Below are 13,870 nucleotides of genomic sequence, written 5' to 3' on the forward strand. Positions count from 1 at the left end.
CCTCGTGAGGCGCCGGTCGAGAGTCCGGCACCAGCGCGTGCCACGCACCATGATGAACGTACAGAACCGCTTCAGCCGCCCTCGGAATGTGCGCGCGGCATGCACGACGATCAGGAGAGAACGTGGCTGCCAACTGCGACGTGTGCGGCAAGGGCCCGAGCTTCGGGCACAGCATCTCGCACTCCCACCGCCGCACCAAGCGTCGTTGGAACCCGAACATCCAGCGCGTGCGCGCCGTCGTGGCGGGCGCTCCCAAGCGGCTCCACGTGTGCACCTCGTGCCTCAAGGCCGGCAAGGTGCAGCGCACCGCCTGAGCCCGACCCTCGGTCGACGAGACCCACGGAGCCTGGCTCCGTGGGTCTTGTGCTGCCCGCGGCGGGGCGAGGGCGCCGCCGCTCGCAGCCCCTCGTCGGCCAACGGAGCATCAAGAGTCGCCCAAGGGGTGGCCGGGACGCGATCCAGATGGCAGGGTGGCCGTCATGGTGGACGACCTCACCGACATGGTGATCCGGCCGGCGACCGATGACGACGCACGCGCTATCGCCGAGGTGCACGTGGCCTCCTGGCGGCAGGCGTACACAGGGGTGATCGACGAGGACTACCTCGCGAAGCTCGACGTCTCGGCGCGGGCAGCGTGGTGGAGCGAGCTCCTCGACAGCTCGAACACGAGCACGTCCGTGTGGGTGGCCGAGAACGAGGGCCGCGTCGTCGGTTTCGCCTCGATGGGACCGAGCCTCGACGAGGACGCCGATCGTTCAGCGCTGCAGATCTACACGATCTACCTCGACCCGTCAGCCTGGGGGCACGGCATCGCGAGGGAGCTGATGCGCACGGTCCTCGCCGACGTCCCGGAGGGAGTGCCCGTCACGCTCTGGGTCCCCGCGGCCAACGAGCGAGCGCGGCACTTCTACCGTCGGCACGGCTTCTCGGCCGACGGCGTCGAGCGTGTCGAGGAGTTCGGTGGCGACCAGCTCCGCGAGATGCGCTACCGCAAGGGCTGAGCCCCCGCGCCTGGCGTGAAGTGGTCCCACCCGGTCCCGGCGACCGGGGGCGGACCGCCGTCGACCAGCACCGCGGGTTCCCCCTCCCGCACGCGTCCCACGGGGACGAAGCCCTCCGGCAGGTCCGCGGAGGGGAACGTCGCCAGGAACCCGTGGTCCTCACCGCCGGTGAGCAGCCAGGCGAGCGGGTCCGCGCCGAGGGCCGAGGCTGCCGGGCTCAGGGCGTCGAGCTCGCGCGCGAGGGCCAGGGCCGGTGCGGCGAGATCGATCACGACCCCGCTGGCGCGGGCGATCCGACCCGCGTCACGCAGGAGCCCGTCGGACACGTCGAGCATCGCGCGGGCTCCCGCGCGGGCCGCCGAGACCGCCGTGGCGAGGGGTGACACGGGCCGGAGGTAGCCCTGGACGAGGTCGGCGCACCCGACCGCCTCACCGAGGCCCGCCTCGAGCAGGGCCAGACCTGCCGCCGAGCGACCCAGCGCGCCGCTGTGCGCGACGTGGTCCCCGGGCTGCGCCCCCGAGCGCAGCACCGGAGCGCGACCCTCGAGGTCGCCGTGCACGGTCACGGCCACGACCACCTCGGTCCCTCCCGAGAGGTCTCCCCCCACGACGCCGGCCCCGTGCGGGGCGCCCGCCGCCGCCAGCCCCCGGGCCAGGTCCAGGGCCCACTCGACGGGCAGGTCGCCCGGGGCGACGAGGGCGACCACCAGTCCCGTGGGCCGGGCGCCCATCGCCGCGACGTCCGCGAGGTTCTGGACCGCGGCCCGCCAGCCGACGTCGTACCCCGAGGACCACGCCCGGCGGAAGTGGCGCCCCTCGACCAGCACGTCGGTCGAGACGACGACGCGACCGTCGGGGGCCGCGAGCACGGCGGCGTCGTCCCCTGGGCCCAGGAGGGTCGCCGACGAGCTCGGCAGCAGCGGGAAGATCCGAGCAAGCAGGGCGTCCTCGCCGAGTTCGGCGACGGTCTCGACGTGGTCCACAGGTCTCACGCTACCCAGGACGGCGGTTACGGTGATCCCGTGCCCGTCCGCCCCTGCCCACCCCGCTCGTCTGCCCACCCGGCCTCCGGCCCGCCGCGGTCCGCACCCCGCGCGCGGCGCAGGTCCCGCAGGAGTGCCGGCCTCGCGGGGACGGCCGTCGCGGCCGCCCTGCTCGCCGGCTGCACGACCCCCGTCACCGTGCCCGTCGCCCCGGCAGCGGCGGACCCGCTGTGCGCCGAGGTCGTCCTGGCCCTCCCCACGGACCTCGAGGGCCTCGAACGGTTGCGCACCGGGTCCCAGGCCACCGTGGCCTGGGGGGACAGGTCGAGCCCCGTCGTCCTGCGCTGCGGCGTCACCCCCCTCGGCCCGACCACCGACCAGTGCGTCGCGGCCGACGACGGCACGACGAGCATCGACTGGGTCGCGGTCAGCGGGCCCGAGGACGCCGAGGGCGGGGCCGACTGGCTCTTCACGACCTATGGTCGTGAGCCCGCGGTCGAGGTCAGCGTGCCCGCCGAGGTCACGAGCGAACGGTCCACGTCCTTCCTGCTCGACCTCGGTCCGGCGATCGAGCAGGTCGAGCAGACGCGCTTCTGCTCCTAGAGCCCCTGCCCTTCGGCGCAGGCCTCCAGCAGTCGCTCGACGTGGATCAGCGCAGCCCGGTGGTCCGCGCGAGGGCGAGCTGGAGCAGCTCGTCGATCAGTTCGGCGTACCCGAGCCCGCTCGACTCCCACAGGCGGGGGTACATCGAGAAGGGCGTGAACCCCGGCATGGTGTTGATCTCGTTGACCACGACCTCGCCGTCCCCGGTCACGAAGGTGTCGACCCGCGCCAGGCCCTCGCAGCCGACGGCCTCGAAGGTCTGGGCCGCGAGGTCACGCACGCGGGCGGCGATCTCCTCGGGCAGGTCGGCCGGGCAGCGGAGCACCACGCCGTCCTGGTCGAGGTACTTGGCCTCGAAGTCGTAGAAGGTGTGCCCCGCGTCGCTCACGACGATCTCGCCCGGGACGGAGGTGCGCGGGGGCGCGCCGTCCCGGCCCTGGAGGACTGCGCACTCGATCTCTCGGCCGCTCACCCCGGCCTCGACGAGGACCTTGGGATCGTGCTCCTGCGCGGCGCGGACCGCTGCGGGGAGGTCGGCGAGGTCGTCGACCCGGGAGATGCCCAGGCTCGAGCCGGCCCGGGCGGGCTTGACGAAAACCGGCAGCCCCAGGGCCTCGACGGTCGCGGTCCAGGTCGCCGGGTCCCGCTCCCACTGACCGGGCCGCAGGACGACGTAGGGGGCGACCGGGACGCCCTGCCCCGCCAGGACGAGCTTCATGTAGTGCTTGTCCATGCCGACGGCCGAGGCCAGCACCCCGGCGCCGACGTACCGGATGCCGGCGAGGTCGAGCATCCCCTGGACGGTGCCGTCCTCGCCGTAGGGACCGTGCAGGAGCGGGAGGACGACGTCGACGGTGCCCAGGCTCGAGGGCACCGTCCCAGGGACGAGGGTCAGCGCACCGTCGTCGTCGGTGGCCCGCGGGAGGAGCACCTCGGCCGAGCCGGTGCCCGCCAGCACCTCGGGGAGCTGCCCGTCGGTGATCTCCCAGCGGGCGGGGTCGTCCTCGACGAGCACCCAGCGGCCCGTCCGGGTGATCCCCACCGGGACGACGTCGTAGCGGGCGCGGTCGATCGCGCGGAGCACCCCCGCGGCTGTCACGCAGCTGATCGCGTGCTCTCCCGAGCGTCCGCCGAAGACGACGGCGACCCGTGGGCGCGCAGGGGTGGGGGCAGGGGTGGCGTCCATCGCGGATGACCCTACCGGCCCGCCGCGCTGTCGTACGCTGCGGCGGTGAGCCTGCACGCAAGCACCCCCCTGTCCCCCGCCACGACCGCCGTGACCGCCGGCCGCCCGCCCCGCGAGCAGGGCGGGCCGGTCAACCCGCCGGTCGTGCTGTCCTCGACGTACGTCTCGGCCGGGACCCCCGGCCCCGGAGAGCTGCTCTACACGCGCAACGGCACCGAGACGTGGACCCCTTTCGAGGTGGCCCTGGGAGAGCTCGAGCGCTCGGCGCTGCCCGCCCTCGTCCTGGGCTCGGGCATGGCTGCGATCGCCGCGACGCTGGCCCTGGTGCCGTCCGGCGGCCGCGTCGTCATGCCGCGGCACTCGTACCAGATGAGCCTCGCCCTGACCGAGGACCTCACCGTCCGGCACGGCTGGGAGCGTGAGCTGGTCGACATCGCCGACACCGAGGCGGTGCTCGCTGCGGTCCGGGGGGCCGACGGTCAGGGTCCGGCGAGCATGCTCTGGGTCGAGTCCCCCACCAACCCGATGCTCGAGGTCGCCGACCTGCCGGCCCTCGTCGCCGGCGCGCACGAGGTCGGGGCCCTGGTCGCCGTCGACAACACCTTCGCGACGCCGCTCGGCCAGCAGCCCCTCGCTGTCGGGGCCGACGTCGTCGTGCACTCGGTGACCAAGTACCTCGCGGGGCACTCCGACGTCGTGCTCGGGGCGGTCGTGACCTCCGACCCTTCCCTGCGCGAGCGGCTCGCCACCTTCCGCACGGTGCACGGCGCGATCGCGGGGCCCTTCGAGGTCTGGCTCGCGCTGCGGGGTCTGCGCACCCTCGCCCTGCGCGTCGAGCGCTCCCAGCGCACCGCGGAGACCCTCGCGGCCCGGCTTGCCGAGCATCCCGCGGTGGCCCAGGTCCGGCACACGAGCCTGCCCGACGACCCGGGTCACGAACGGGCCTCACGTCTGCTGACGGGGCACGGGTCGATCCTCGGCCTGCGCCCCCGCGGCGGGGCGGCCGCCGCGGACGCCGTGGTGGACCGGGTGCGGCTGTGGGTGCCCGCGACCAGCCTGGGCGGGGTCGAGTCGAGCCTCGAGCGTCGTCGCCGGTTCCCCACCGAGTCCGTCACCGTCCCCGAGGACCTGCTCCGGCTCTCGGTCGGCATCGAGGACGTCGAGGACCTCTGGCGGGACCTGGACCAGGCCCTGCGCGGCTGAGGGGACACCCCAGCGGCGTCAGGCGCGCTCGGCCTTGTGGGGCCTGGCGAGCAGCAGCTGGGCCATCTGGTCCACGGGCAGCCCGTGGTGCAGCACGTCGACCACGGCCGAGGTGATCGGCATCTCCACCCCGACGCTCACGGCGAGCTCGAGCACCGAGGTCGAGGACTTGACCCCTTCCGCGGTCCCCCCGGTGGCGAGGACCGCCTCCTCGAGGCTCGTGCCCTGGCCGACGTGCACGCCCAGGGTGTGGTTGCGGGAGAGCGGCGACGCACAGGTCGCGACCAGGTCACCCATGCCGGCCAGGCCCGAGAACGTCTCGGCGTCGGCCCCGAGGGCGAGGCCGAGGCGGGTGATCTCGGCGAGCCCCCGCGTGATGACGGTGGCCATCGTGTTGTGCCCGAAGCCCCGGCCCTGGGCGATGCCGACCGCGACGGCGATGACGTTCTTGACCGCCCCGCACAGCTCGACGCCCACGACGTCGGTGTTCGTGTAGGGACGGAAGTACCCCGAGGCGCAGGAGGCCGCGACCCGCTGCGCGGTCCCTTCGTCGGTCGACGCGACCACGGTCGCCGTGGGCTGCCGTTGGGCGATCTCCCGGGCGAGGTTCGGCCCCGAGACGACAGCCACCCTGTCCGCGGGCAGGGCGAGGGCCTCGCGCAGCACCTCGCTCATGCGACGGTCCGAGCTGAGCTCGACCCCCTTCATGAGGGAGACCACGACGGCCCCGGGCTCGATCAGCGGGGCGAGCGGGGCCAAGGTCGCCCGGGCGCTCTGAGCGGGGACGGCGACCGCGACGAGCTGGGCGCCCGCGAGGGCCTGCGCGGCCTCGGTGGTCGCGCGCACCCCCCGGGGCAGGTCGATGCCCGGCAGCGAGCGCTCGTTGCGGTGCTCGGTGTCGATCTGCTCGCAGACCTCCGCCCGACGGCCCCAGACCGTGACCTCTCGCCCGGCGTCGGCGAGCACGGCGGCGAAGGTCGTGCCCCAGCTCCCCGCACCGAGGACGGCCGTCCGGGTGATCGGGAGGGTCACGCGACCCCCTCCCCGCCGTGACGACGCCAGACGTACCGCTCGGGCGGGGCCTGCTCCTCGCGGATCTCCTCGAGCAGCTCGGTGATCGCGGCCATGACGCGCTCGGTCGCCTCCCGCAGCACCTGGCTGTCCTGGGGCCTGCCGTACAGGTCGGACAGGTCGACGGGCGGGCCCGCGACCACCGTGACCAGCTTGCGCGGGACAGGCCTCACGACCTTGGAGTACCTGCCGAGCAGGCTCTGGGCCCCCCACTGGGCGATCGGCACCACCGGGGCGCGCGTGGTCAGGGCAAGGCGGGCGACGCCGGTCTTGCCCGCCATCGGCCACAGGTCGGGGTCCCGCGTCAGGGTGCCCTCGGGGAAGACCGCCACGCACTCGCCTGCCTCGAGAGCCTCGACGGCGGCGCCCAGCGAGCGACCGGCCGCGGCCGAGTTCCGGTAGACCGGGATCTGCCCGGTGGCGCGCAGCACCGTGCCCAGCACGGGGACGGAGAAGAGCGAGGACTTGGCGAGGATCTTGGGCGCGACGCCCTGGTCGTACAGGAAGTGGGCGAAGGTCAACGGGTCGACGTTCGTCATGTGGTTCGCCGCTGCGATGAAGCCGCCGGGCTGGCTCAGGTGCTCCCCGCCGCGCCACTCCCGGCGCGTGACGGCGAACAGGAGGGGACGCACGACCCGTGCGACATTGCGGTAGGCGCGGTTGGAGCGCTGCGGTGCGGGCACGGGAGCCGATGCTACTCGGCCCCCGGGCCCTGGCTCACTCTCGGCTGAACTCGGCGCCCAGGGCCTCGAGCTTGTCCATGAAGTGCTCGTACCCGCGGTCGATCAGCCCGATGCCACGGACCTGCGAGGTGCCCTTGGCCGCGAGGGCCGCGATGAGGTGGCTGAAGCCGCCACGCAGGTCCGGGACCTCGATCTCGGCGGCGGCCAGGGGCGTGGGTCCCGAGATCACGGCCGAGTGGTAGAAGTTCCGCTGCCCGAAGCGGCACGGGTGACCGCCGAGGCACTCGCGGTACACCTGGATCGTGGCCCCCATGCCGCGCAGCGCGTCGGTGAACCCGAAACGGTTCTCGTAGACGGTCTCGTGGACGATGGACAGGCCCTTGGCCTGGGTCAGCGCCACGACGAGGGGCTGCTGCCAGTCGGTCATGAAGCCCGGGTGCACGTCGGTCTCGAGGACGATCGAGCTCAGGTCACCGCCGGGGTGGAAGAAGCGGATGCCGTCCTCCTCGACGTCGAACTCGCCCCCCACCTTCCGGAACGTGTTGAGGAAGGCGGTCATCTCGGGCTGGGTCGCACCCTTGACCTTGATGTCGCCGGCGGTGGCGAGGGCGGCCGAGGCCCACGACGCCGCCTCGATGCGGTCCGAGAGCGCGGTGTGCCGGTACCCGGTCAGACGCGGCACGCCCTCGATCCGGATCACCCGGTCGGTGTCGACCGAGATGATCGCGCCCATCTTCTGCAGCACGTTGATCAGGTCGAGGATCTCGGGCTCGATGGCCGCGTTCGAGAGCTCGGTGATCCCCTCGGCACGGACGGCCGTGAGCAGCAGCTGCTCGGTCGCCCCGACGCTCGGGTAGGGCAGCGTGATCTTGGTCCCGTGCAGCCCCCGGGGAGCGCGGATGTGGATGCCCTGCTCACGCTTGTCCACCTCGGCTCCGAACTGCCGCAGGATGTCGAGGTGGTAGTTGATGGGTCGGTCACCGATGCGGCAGCCACCCAGGTCGGGGATGAACGCCTCGCCGAGGCGGTGCAGCAGGGGTCCGCAGAACAGGATCGGGATCCGGCTCGACCCCGCGTGCGCGTCGATGTCCGCCACGTGCGCGGACTCGACGTTGCTCGGGTCCAGGCGCAGCACCCCGCCGGCGACGTCGGCGTCGACCGTGACCCCGTGCAGCTCGAGGAGGCCGGTCACGACACCGACGTCCCGGATGACCGGGACGTTGCGCAGCTCGCTGGGAGTCTCCCCCAGCAGCGCGGCCACCATGGCCTTCGAGACGAAGTTCTTGGCGCCGCGGACGGTGATCTCACCGTGGAGCGGGGCGCCGCCGTTGACGTAGAGGACGTCGTTCATGGGCCTATCGTCACCTACGACGCCCAGAACGTCATATCTCGCCCACGAGTCCTGCGTCACAGAGGGGTCCGGGGCATGGTCAGGCGAGCGCGTCGTCCCCGTGGCGCAGCACCGGGCGCGCCGCGACGACCTCGACCGGGGGGAGGTGCTTGGCCGGCAGGGTCAGGGGGCGCCACGACGCACGCGTGGCCTCGAACTCGGTGATCTCGCCCTCGTGCTTGAGGGTCAGGCCGATGTCGTCCAGGCCCTCCATGAGGCGCCACCGGGTGTAGTCGTCGACCTCGAAGGGCACCACGACGTCGTCGGCCCGCGCCTGCTTGGCGACCAGGTCGACGGTCACCTCGGTGCCGGGCCGGGCCTCGAGGACCTTCCACAGCAGCTCGATGTCCTCCTGGGCGACCTGGGCGGCGAGCAGGCCCTGCTTGCCGGAGTTCCCCCGGAAGATGTCGGCGAAGCGCGTCGACAGGACCGCCCGGAAGCCGTAGTCCTTGAGCGCCCACACCGCGTGCTCGCGCGAGGAGCCGGTACCGAAGTCGGGCCCGGCCACCAGGACGGAGCCGCTGCGGTACGCGTCCTGGTTGAGCACGAACTCCGGGTCACCCCGCCAGGCGGCGAACAGGGCGTCCTCGAACCCGGTGCGGGTCACGCGCTTGAGGTAGACCGCGGGGATGATCTGGTCGGTGTCGACGTTGCTGCGGCGCAGCGGGACCCCGACGCCGGTGTGCTGGCTGAACTTCTCCATCGTTCTCACGCTTCCTTCGTGTCGACGCGCTGCGGAGATGACCGCGGCGTCGGACCGGTTACTGGGGGTCTCAGGCGGACTGGCGGGCGTCGGCGACGGGCGCGCCCTCGAGCGGCGAGCCGTCCGGCACCTCGACGTCGGGCCCGAGGTCGGCCACCGAGGAGAGGGTGCCCCGGATGGCCGTCGCGCCGGCCACGAGGGGCGAGACGAGGTGCGTGCGGCCGCCCTTGCCCTGGCGGCCCTCGAAGTTCCGGTTGGAGGTCGAGGCGCTGCGCTCCCCCGGCGCGAGCTGGTCGGGGTTCATGCCGAGGCACATCGAGCAGCCGGCGTTGCGCCACTCGGCACCGAAGTCCAGGAAGATCTGGTCGAGCCCCTCGGCCTCGGCCTGGAGCCGCACGCGGGCCGAGGACGGCACCACGAGGACCCGCAGCGAGTCGGCCTTCTTGCGGCCCTTGACGAGCTTGGCGACCGAGCGGAGGTCCTCGATCCGGCCGTTGGTGCACGAGCCGATGAAGACCGTGTCGACCGCGATGTCCCGCAGGGGCATGCCGGGCTCGAGACCCATGTACTCCAGGGCCCGCTCGGCGGCGACGCGCTCGTTCTCGTCGGCGATCTCGGACGGGACGGGGACGTTGCTCGACAGCGGGAGGCCCTGGCCCGGGTTGGTGCCCCAGGTGACGAAGGGCTCGAGGTCAGAGGCCCGGAGGACCACCTCGGTGTCGAAGACGGCGTCGTCGTCGCTGCGCAGCGTGCTCCAGTACTCGACGGCTGCGTCCCAGTCGGCCCCCTCGGGGGCGTGCGGCCGACCCTTGAGGTACTCGAAGGTGGTCTCGTCCGGGGCGATCATCCCGGCGCGGGCACCGGCCTCGATGGACATGTTGCAGATGGTCATCCGCGCCTCCATGGACAGCGCGCGGATCGCCTCGCCGCGGTACTCGAGCACGTAGCCCTGACCGCCGCCGGTGCCGATCTTGGCGATGATCGCCAGGATGATGTCCTTCGAGGTCGCACCCTTGGGCAGCTCGCCGTCGACCGTGATCGCCATCGTCTTGAACGGCGCGAGCGGGAGGGTCTGCGTGGCCAGGACGTGCTCGACCTCGCTGGTGCCGATGCCGAAGGCGAGGGCGCCGAAGGCTCCGTGGGTCGAGGTGTGCGAGTCGCCGCAGACGACCGTGAGGCCGGGCATGGTCAGGCCGAGCTGGGGGCCCACCTGGTGCACGATGCCCTGGTCGGCGTCACCCAGGGAGTGCAGCCGCACGCCGAACTCGGCAGCGTTGTTGCGCAGGGTCTGGATCTGCGTCCGGCTCGTGAGGTCCGCGATCGGTCGGTCGATGTCGAGGGTCGGGGTGTTGTGGTCCTCGGTCGCGATGGTGAGGTCCGGTCGACGCACGGGCCTCCCCGCGAGCCGCAGCCCTTCGAAGGCCTGCGGGCTGGTCACCTCGTGCACGAGATGGAGGTCGATGTAGAGCAGGTCAGGGGCTCCGTCGGTGCCCCGGCGCACGATGTGCGCGTCCCAGACCTTCTCTGCCAGCGTGCCCGCCATGTGATGCTCCCTCGTCGATGTCACTCCCGGAAGGGTGGCCCGGGTACCAATCCGGCCGAGGCACTTGCGTCTCAGTGCGCGAGACGCCAATATCGACCTATGGACAACTCTAGCGGAGTCGGCGTGCTGGACAAGGCCGCATCCGTCCTCAGCGCTCTCGAGGCCGGCCCTGCGACCCTCGCCCAGCTGGTCGCCGCCACCCATCTTGCCCGACCGACCGCCCATCGCCTCGCCGTGGCGCTCGAGCACCACCGGCTCGTCGCGCGGGACATGCAGGGTCGGTTCGTGCTCGGGCCGCGGCTCTCCGAGCTCAGCACCGCAGCCGGCGAGGACCGCCTCCTCGCGGCGGCCACCCCCGTCCTGACCGCCCTGCGCGACCACTGCGGCGAGAGCGCCCAGCTCTACCGCCGCCAGGGAGACCAGCGCATCTGCGTCGCGGCCGCCGAGCGCCCGATCGGCCTGCGCGACTCGATCCCGGTCGGCGCGACCTTGACCATGCAGGCCGGCTCGGCCGCGCAGATCCTCCTCGCCTGGGAGGAGCCCGACCGCCTCCACCGCGGGCTCCAGGGCGCCAAGTTCACCGCAACGATCCTCTCGGGCGTCCGGCGTCGAGGCTGGGCGCAGTCCGTCTCCGAGCGCGAGGCGGGGGTCGCCTCGGTCTCAGCCCCGGTGCGAGGCCCCTCAGGTCGGGTCGTCGCCGCCGTGTCCATCTCGGGTCCGGTCGAGCGCCTGAGCCGTCAGCCCGGGCGCCTGCACGCCGGGTCGGTGGTCGCGGCCGCGAACCGCCTCACCGAGGTGCTGCGCCGCACCGGCGAGTAGCGGAGAACGACGAAGGCCCGGTCACCAGTGGTGACCGGGCCTTCTGCTGTACCCCCAAGGGGATTCGAACCCCTGTTACCGCCGTGAGAGGGCGGCGTCCTAGGCCTCTAGACGATGGGGGCCTAGACGATCTCTCCCCGGGGGGATCGACCGCGAGAACTCTACAACATGCTCAGCGCGCCGATGACCACCGATCCGCGAGCGGAGCGGCCGACGACGTGCGCTGGGGTACCAGGACTCGAACCTAGACTAAGTGAACCAGAATCACTCGTGCTGCCAATTACACCATACCCCATGGGGGTATAACCCCCGATCAGTGGGCCTCGTCGAGGCCTTGTGACCGGATGTCGTACCGGCGGGGAACTCTACCTGAGCAGAGCAGGTGCGCCAAACCCGCCGACGCGGCAGCGTGCCCGGACCCTGCCGCCGGCCCGGCGTGGTGCCTGTCCGCATGCTCGTGGGACCATGGCGAGGTGACCATCGACACACCCTCGCGCGACCGCGCGGCCTCCTTCGACCTGGGCGTCGCCGCCTACGGTCAGGCCCGCCCCGGCTATCCCGACGACGCCGCACGCTGGCTCGTCCCGGGCGCCGGCTGTCGCGTCGTCGACCTGGCCGCCGGGACGGGCAAGCTCACGTCGCGCCTCATCGCCCTGGGCCACACGGTGACCGCGGTCGAGCCCTCGCACGGCATGCGCGCCGAGCTCGAGCGCACGGTCCCGGGGGTCTGGACCCTGGCGGGCACCGCCGAGGCGATCCCGGTGCCCGACTCCTCGGTCGACGCCGTCGTGGTCGCGCAGGCCTGGCACTGGTTCTCCCCCCGGCACACCGTCCCCGAGGTCGCGCGTGTGCTGCGCCCCGGCGGCCACCTCAGCGTGGTGTGGAACGTGCGGGACCACCGGGTCGACTGGGTCGACCAGTTCACGCGGATCATCCACGAGGGCGACACGCTCGCCCCCTCGCACCGCGAGCCCGTGCTCGACGAGCAGTTCGCGCCGATCGAGCACGCCCGGTTCCCCTGGACCCACCGCCTCCGACCCGCGGACCTTCGCACCCTCGCCGCCTCCCGGAGCCACACCCTCACCCTCCCGACCGCGGAGAGGGAGGCGCTGCTCACCGCGGTCGACGAGCTCGCACGCACCCATCCCGACCTCGCCGGTCGCGATCACGTCGACCTGCCCTACCGGGCGACCTGCTGGCGCGCCCGCCTGCGGTGAGCGGCGCGGGAGGGCGGGCAGCGGCAGCAGCGACAGCGGCGGCAGGTCCGCACGAGGACGCCGCGCGGCTGGTGGACGCGGTCGGCTGGCTCGCCGACCACCTCCTCGAGGTGCCCGAGGCCGACTGGGACCTTCCTGCTGCGGGCCTCGAGTGGACCTGTCGCCGAACCGTCGAGCACCTGTGCGACGACCTCCTCGCGTACGCCCTGCAGCTGACGGGTGCACGAGCGAGCACCTGGGCGCGCGAGGACTACCTCCCCCTGACCTCCCCCACCGGCGGGGCCGACCTCGTCGCCGTGACCACCGAGGCGGGGACACCCGGCATCGTGGCGAGCCTGCGCACCCTCGGGCACCTGATGGGTGACACCCTGGCCGCGACCGACGACGACGTGCGCGCCTACCACCCGTGGGGCGTGACCGACCGCACGGGGTACGCGGCCGTCGGCATCCTGGAGACCCTCGTCCACGGCCACGACCTCCTGACAGGGCTCGGCACGCGCCCGGACCTGCCCGCGGGCCCCGCGGCGGCAGCCGTGCGACGACTCTTCCCCGACGCACCGACCCAGGCCACCGCGACCGACCCCGGCCTCACGCTCCTGTGGTGCACCGGTCGGCTCCCCCTCGCGCTGCCCGGCATCACGACCCGCCCCCGGAGGGACCACTGGCTCCCCCGGGCCCAGACCCCCTCGGACGTGGGCCTCGCGGGCCCCGTCAGAGCCCCAGGAGGGCCGGGAGCTCGCTGAGGGACCGGACGCCCTCGACCCCGGCGGCCCGAGCGGCCTGCACCTCGTCCTGGGAGATCGGGAGACGACGCGGCCCGGGGCGGTCCACCCACACCCCGAGCAGTCCGGCCCCGACCGCCGCCCGGGCGTCGACGTCGAGCTCGTCCCCGACGTAGGCGGTGCGCGACGGCACGGTCCCCAGCCGGCGGCAGGCCTCGAGGAACACCGCCGGGTCGGGCTTGCCGACGCCGAGCGTGTCGACGCCCACGAGCATCGGTACCCTCGCGCCGAGGCCGACCCGCTCGAGCTTGCCGGTCTGGTACGCGACGTCGGCGTTCGACAACGCCCCGACAGAGATCCCGCCCGAGATCAGGGCGTCGACCGCTGCAGCCGCCTCGGCATGGGCCGTCCACGCCGAGGAGAAGCCCTTCTCGAAGACCTCGTCCCAGGCCCGGTACCTCGCCTCGTCGAGCACCGCACCGCCGAACTCGGCGTGCAGGGCGTTGGCGCGGGCCATGCGCTGCTCGCGGTAGCCGAGCTCACCACGGGTGTACCGCGCATAGTGCCCGTCGACGTCGGCCCGCCAGTGGGCGAGCACCTCGTCCCGGCGGCTCGCAGCCTGGGGCAGGTAGGTCGTGACGATCTCGGTGAGCGCCGCACCGAAGGCCCCCCGGGTGTCGACCAGGGTGTCGTCGATGTCGAACAGGACACCGTCGACCCGACGTCCGACCGGCACGGACGACCCC

The 13,870-nt window shown here is 73.1% G+C and carries 15 protein-coding genes and 2 tRNA genes; 7 read left to right on the forward strand and 10 right to left on the reverse strand.

Annotated elements, in window-relative coordinates; genetic code table 11:
* The first annotated feature begins 122 nt into the window (after positions 1-122).
* Together rpmB and J4G33_RS02920 are read left to right on the forward strand one after the other, a co-directional pair.
* On the forward strand, positions 123-314 hold the full coding sequence (gene rpmB, locus J4G33_RS02915; RefSeq protein WP_208054364.1) for a 50S ribosomal protein L28: 192 nt from the start codon (positions 123-125) through the stop codon (positions 312-314).
* Between the two features lie 165 nt (positions 315-479).
* Positions 480-1,001: a GNAT family N-acetyltransferase gene (locus J4G33_RS02920; RefSeq protein ID WP_208054365.1), complete on the forward strand. Its 522-nt coding sequence runs from the start codon at positions 480-482 to the stop codon at positions 999-1,001.
* Here the strand turns inward: J4G33_RS02920 and J4G33_RS02925 are convergent.
* On the reverse strand, positions 986-1,984 hold the full coding sequence (locus tag J4G33_RS02925) for a thiamine-phosphate kinase (protein WP_208054366.1): 999 nt from the start codon (positions 1,982-1,984) through the stop codon (positions 986-988). The two genes, J4G33_RS02920 and J4G33_RS02925, sit on opposite strands and share 16 nt — an antisense overlap.
* Before the next feature lie 39 nt (positions 1,985-2,023).
* On the opposite strand from J4G33_RS02925, the gene J4G33_RS02930 reads away from it, so the two are divergent.
* On the forward strand, positions 2,024-2,587 hold the full coding sequence (locus J4G33_RS02930; protein ID WP_208054367.1) for a DUF3515 family protein: 564 nt from the start codon (positions 2,024-2,026) through the stop codon (positions 2,585-2,587).
* Positions 2,588-2,633: 46 nt separating this feature from the next.
* On the opposite strand, the gene J4G33_RS02935 is transcribed toward J4G33_RS02930, so the two are convergent.
* Positions 2,634-3,773 carry a D-alanine--D-alanine ligase family protein gene (locus tag J4G33_RS02935; RefSeq protein WP_208054368.1) on the reverse strand — a complete coding sequence of 380 codons (1,140 nt, stop codon included), beginning with the start codon at positions 3,771-3,773 and terminating at the stop codon, positions 2,634-2,636.
* A 51-nt stretch (positions 3,774-3,824) separates the two neighbouring features.
* On the opposite strand from J4G33_RS02935, the gene J4G33_RS02940 reads away from it, so the two are divergent.
* Entirely contained in the window at positions 3,825-4,976 is a 1,152-nt protein-coding gene (locus J4G33_RS02940) for a trans-sulfuration enzyme family protein (RefSeq protein WP_208054666.1), read from the forward strand.
* Positions 4,977-4,994: 18 nt separating this feature from the next.
* On the opposite strand, the gene J4G33_RS02945 is transcribed toward J4G33_RS02940, so the two are convergent.
* The 5 genes from J4G33_RS02945 to leuC all read right to left on the reverse strand — a co-directional run bounded on the left by J4G33_RS02945 (position 4,995) and on the right by leuC (position 10,366).
* Positions 4,995-6,008 carry an NAD(P)H-dependent glycerol-3-phosphate dehydrogenase gene (locus J4G33_RS02945; protein WP_208054369.1) on the reverse strand — a complete coding sequence of 338 codons (1,014 nt, stop codon included), beginning with the start codon at positions 6,006-6,008 and terminating at the stop codon, positions 4,995-4,997.
* Positions 6,005-6,730, reverse strand: coding sequence for a lysophospholipid acyltransferase family protein (locus J4G33_RS02950; protein WP_208054370.1), 726 nt, complete (start codon positions 6,728-6,730; stop codon positions 6,005-6,007). Before J4G33_RS02950 ends, J4G33_RS02945 begins: the two co-directional genes overlap by 4 nt.
* A gap of 34 nt (positions 6,731-6,764) precedes the next feature.
* A complete protein-coding gene (murA, locus tag J4G33_RS02955; protein WP_208054371.1) occupies positions 6,765-8,081 on the reverse strand; it encodes a UDP-N-acetylglucosamine 1-carboxyvinyltransferase in 1,317 nt (438 codons plus the stop codon).
* Positions 8,082-8,160: 79 nt separating this feature from the next.
* Positions 8,161-8,823 (reverse strand): 3-isopropylmalate dehydratase small subunit, encoded by a 663-nt coding sequence (leuD, locus tag J4G33_RS02960; RefSeq protein WP_208054372.1) that lies wholly within the window; start codon positions 8,821-8,823, stop codon positions 8,161-8,163.
* A 70-nt stretch (positions 8,824-8,893) separates the two neighbouring features.
* Positions 8,894-10,366 carry a 3-isopropylmalate dehydratase large subunit gene (leuC, locus tag J4G33_RS02965; protein WP_208054373.1) on the reverse strand — a complete coding sequence of 491 codons (1,473 nt, stop codon included), beginning with the start codon at positions 10,364-10,366 and terminating at the stop codon, positions 8,894-8,896.
* A 99-nt stretch (positions 10,367-10,465) separates the two neighbouring features.
* Here leuC and J4G33_RS02970 point away from each other — a divergent pair, with 99 nt between their 5' ends.
* A complete protein-coding gene (locus J4G33_RS02970; protein WP_208054374.1) occupies positions 10,466-11,185 on the forward strand; it encodes an IclR family transcriptional regulator in 720 nt (239 codons plus the stop codon).
* 49 nt (positions 11,186-11,234) lie between these two features.
* Here J4G33_RS02970 and J4G33_RS02975 read toward each other — a convergent pair.
* Together J4G33_RS02975 and J4G33_RS02980 are read right to left on the reverse strand one after the other, a co-directional pair.
* A tRNA-Glu gene (locus J4G33_RS02975) sits at positions 11,235-11,307 on the reverse strand.
* 101 nt (positions 11,308-11,408) lie between these two features.
* Positions 11,409-11,480 (reverse strand) — tRNA-Gln (locus J4G33_RS02980).
* A gap of 178 nt (positions 11,481-11,658) precedes the next feature.
* On the opposite strand from J4G33_RS02980, the gene J4G33_RS02985 reads away from it, so the two are divergent.
* A complete protein-coding gene (locus J4G33_RS02985; protein WP_307793695.1) occupies positions 11,659-12,402 on the forward strand; it encodes a class I SAM-dependent methyltransferase in 744 nt (247 codons plus the stop codon).
* Positions 12,399-13,145, forward strand: a complete 747-nt coding sequence (locus J4G33_RS02990) for a maleylpyruvate isomerase N-terminal domain-containing protein (RefSeq protein WP_208054376.1) — start codon at positions 12,399-12,401, stop codon at positions 13,143-13,145. The genes J4G33_RS02985 and J4G33_RS02990 overlap by 4 nt, the downstream gene beginning before the upstream one ends.
* On the opposite strand, the gene J4G33_RS02995 is transcribed toward J4G33_RS02990, so the two are convergent.
* Positions 13,114-13,860 carry an HAD family hydrolase gene (locus J4G33_RS02995; protein ID WP_307793696.1) on the reverse strand — a complete coding sequence of 249 codons (747 nt, stop codon included), beginning with the start codon at positions 13,858-13,860 and terminating at the stop codon, positions 13,114-13,116. The two genes, J4G33_RS02990 and J4G33_RS02995, sit on opposite strands and share 32 nt — an antisense overlap.
* Between the last annotated feature and the right edge of the window lie 10 nt (positions 13,861-13,870).

This window comes from Actinotalea soli, from assembly GCF_017565425.1.
Classification (GTDB): domain Bacteria; phylum Actinomycetota; class Actinomycetes; order Actinomycetales; family Cellulomonadaceae; genus Actinotalea; species Actinotalea soli.

Bases quoted from the DNA above. Each gene is read 5' to 3' on its own strand.
- J4G33_RS02920 (WP_208054365.1), top strand. From the start codon at position 480: ATGGTGGACGACCTCACCGACATGGTGATCCGGCCGGCGACCGATGAC.
- J4G33_RS02935 (WP_208054368.1), bottom strand. From the start codon at position 3,773: ATGGACGCCACCCCTGCCCCCACCCCTGCGCGCCCACGGGTCGCCGTC.
- murA (WP_208054371.1), bottom strand. From the start codon at position 8,081: ATGAACGACGTCCTCTACGTCAACGGCGGCGCCCCGCTCCACGGTGAG.
- leuD (WP_208054372.1), bottom strand. From the start codon at position 8,823: ATGGAGAAGTTCAGCCAGCACACCGGCGTCGGGGTCCCGCTGCGCCGC.
- leuC (WP_208054373.1), bottom strand. From the start codon at position 10,366: ATGGCGGGCACGCTGGCAGAGAAGGTCTGGGACGCGCACATCGTGCGC.
- J4G33_RS02970 (WP_208054374.1), top strand. From the start codon at position 10,466: ATGGACAACTCTAGCGGAGTCGGCGTGCTGGACAAGGCCGCATCCGTC.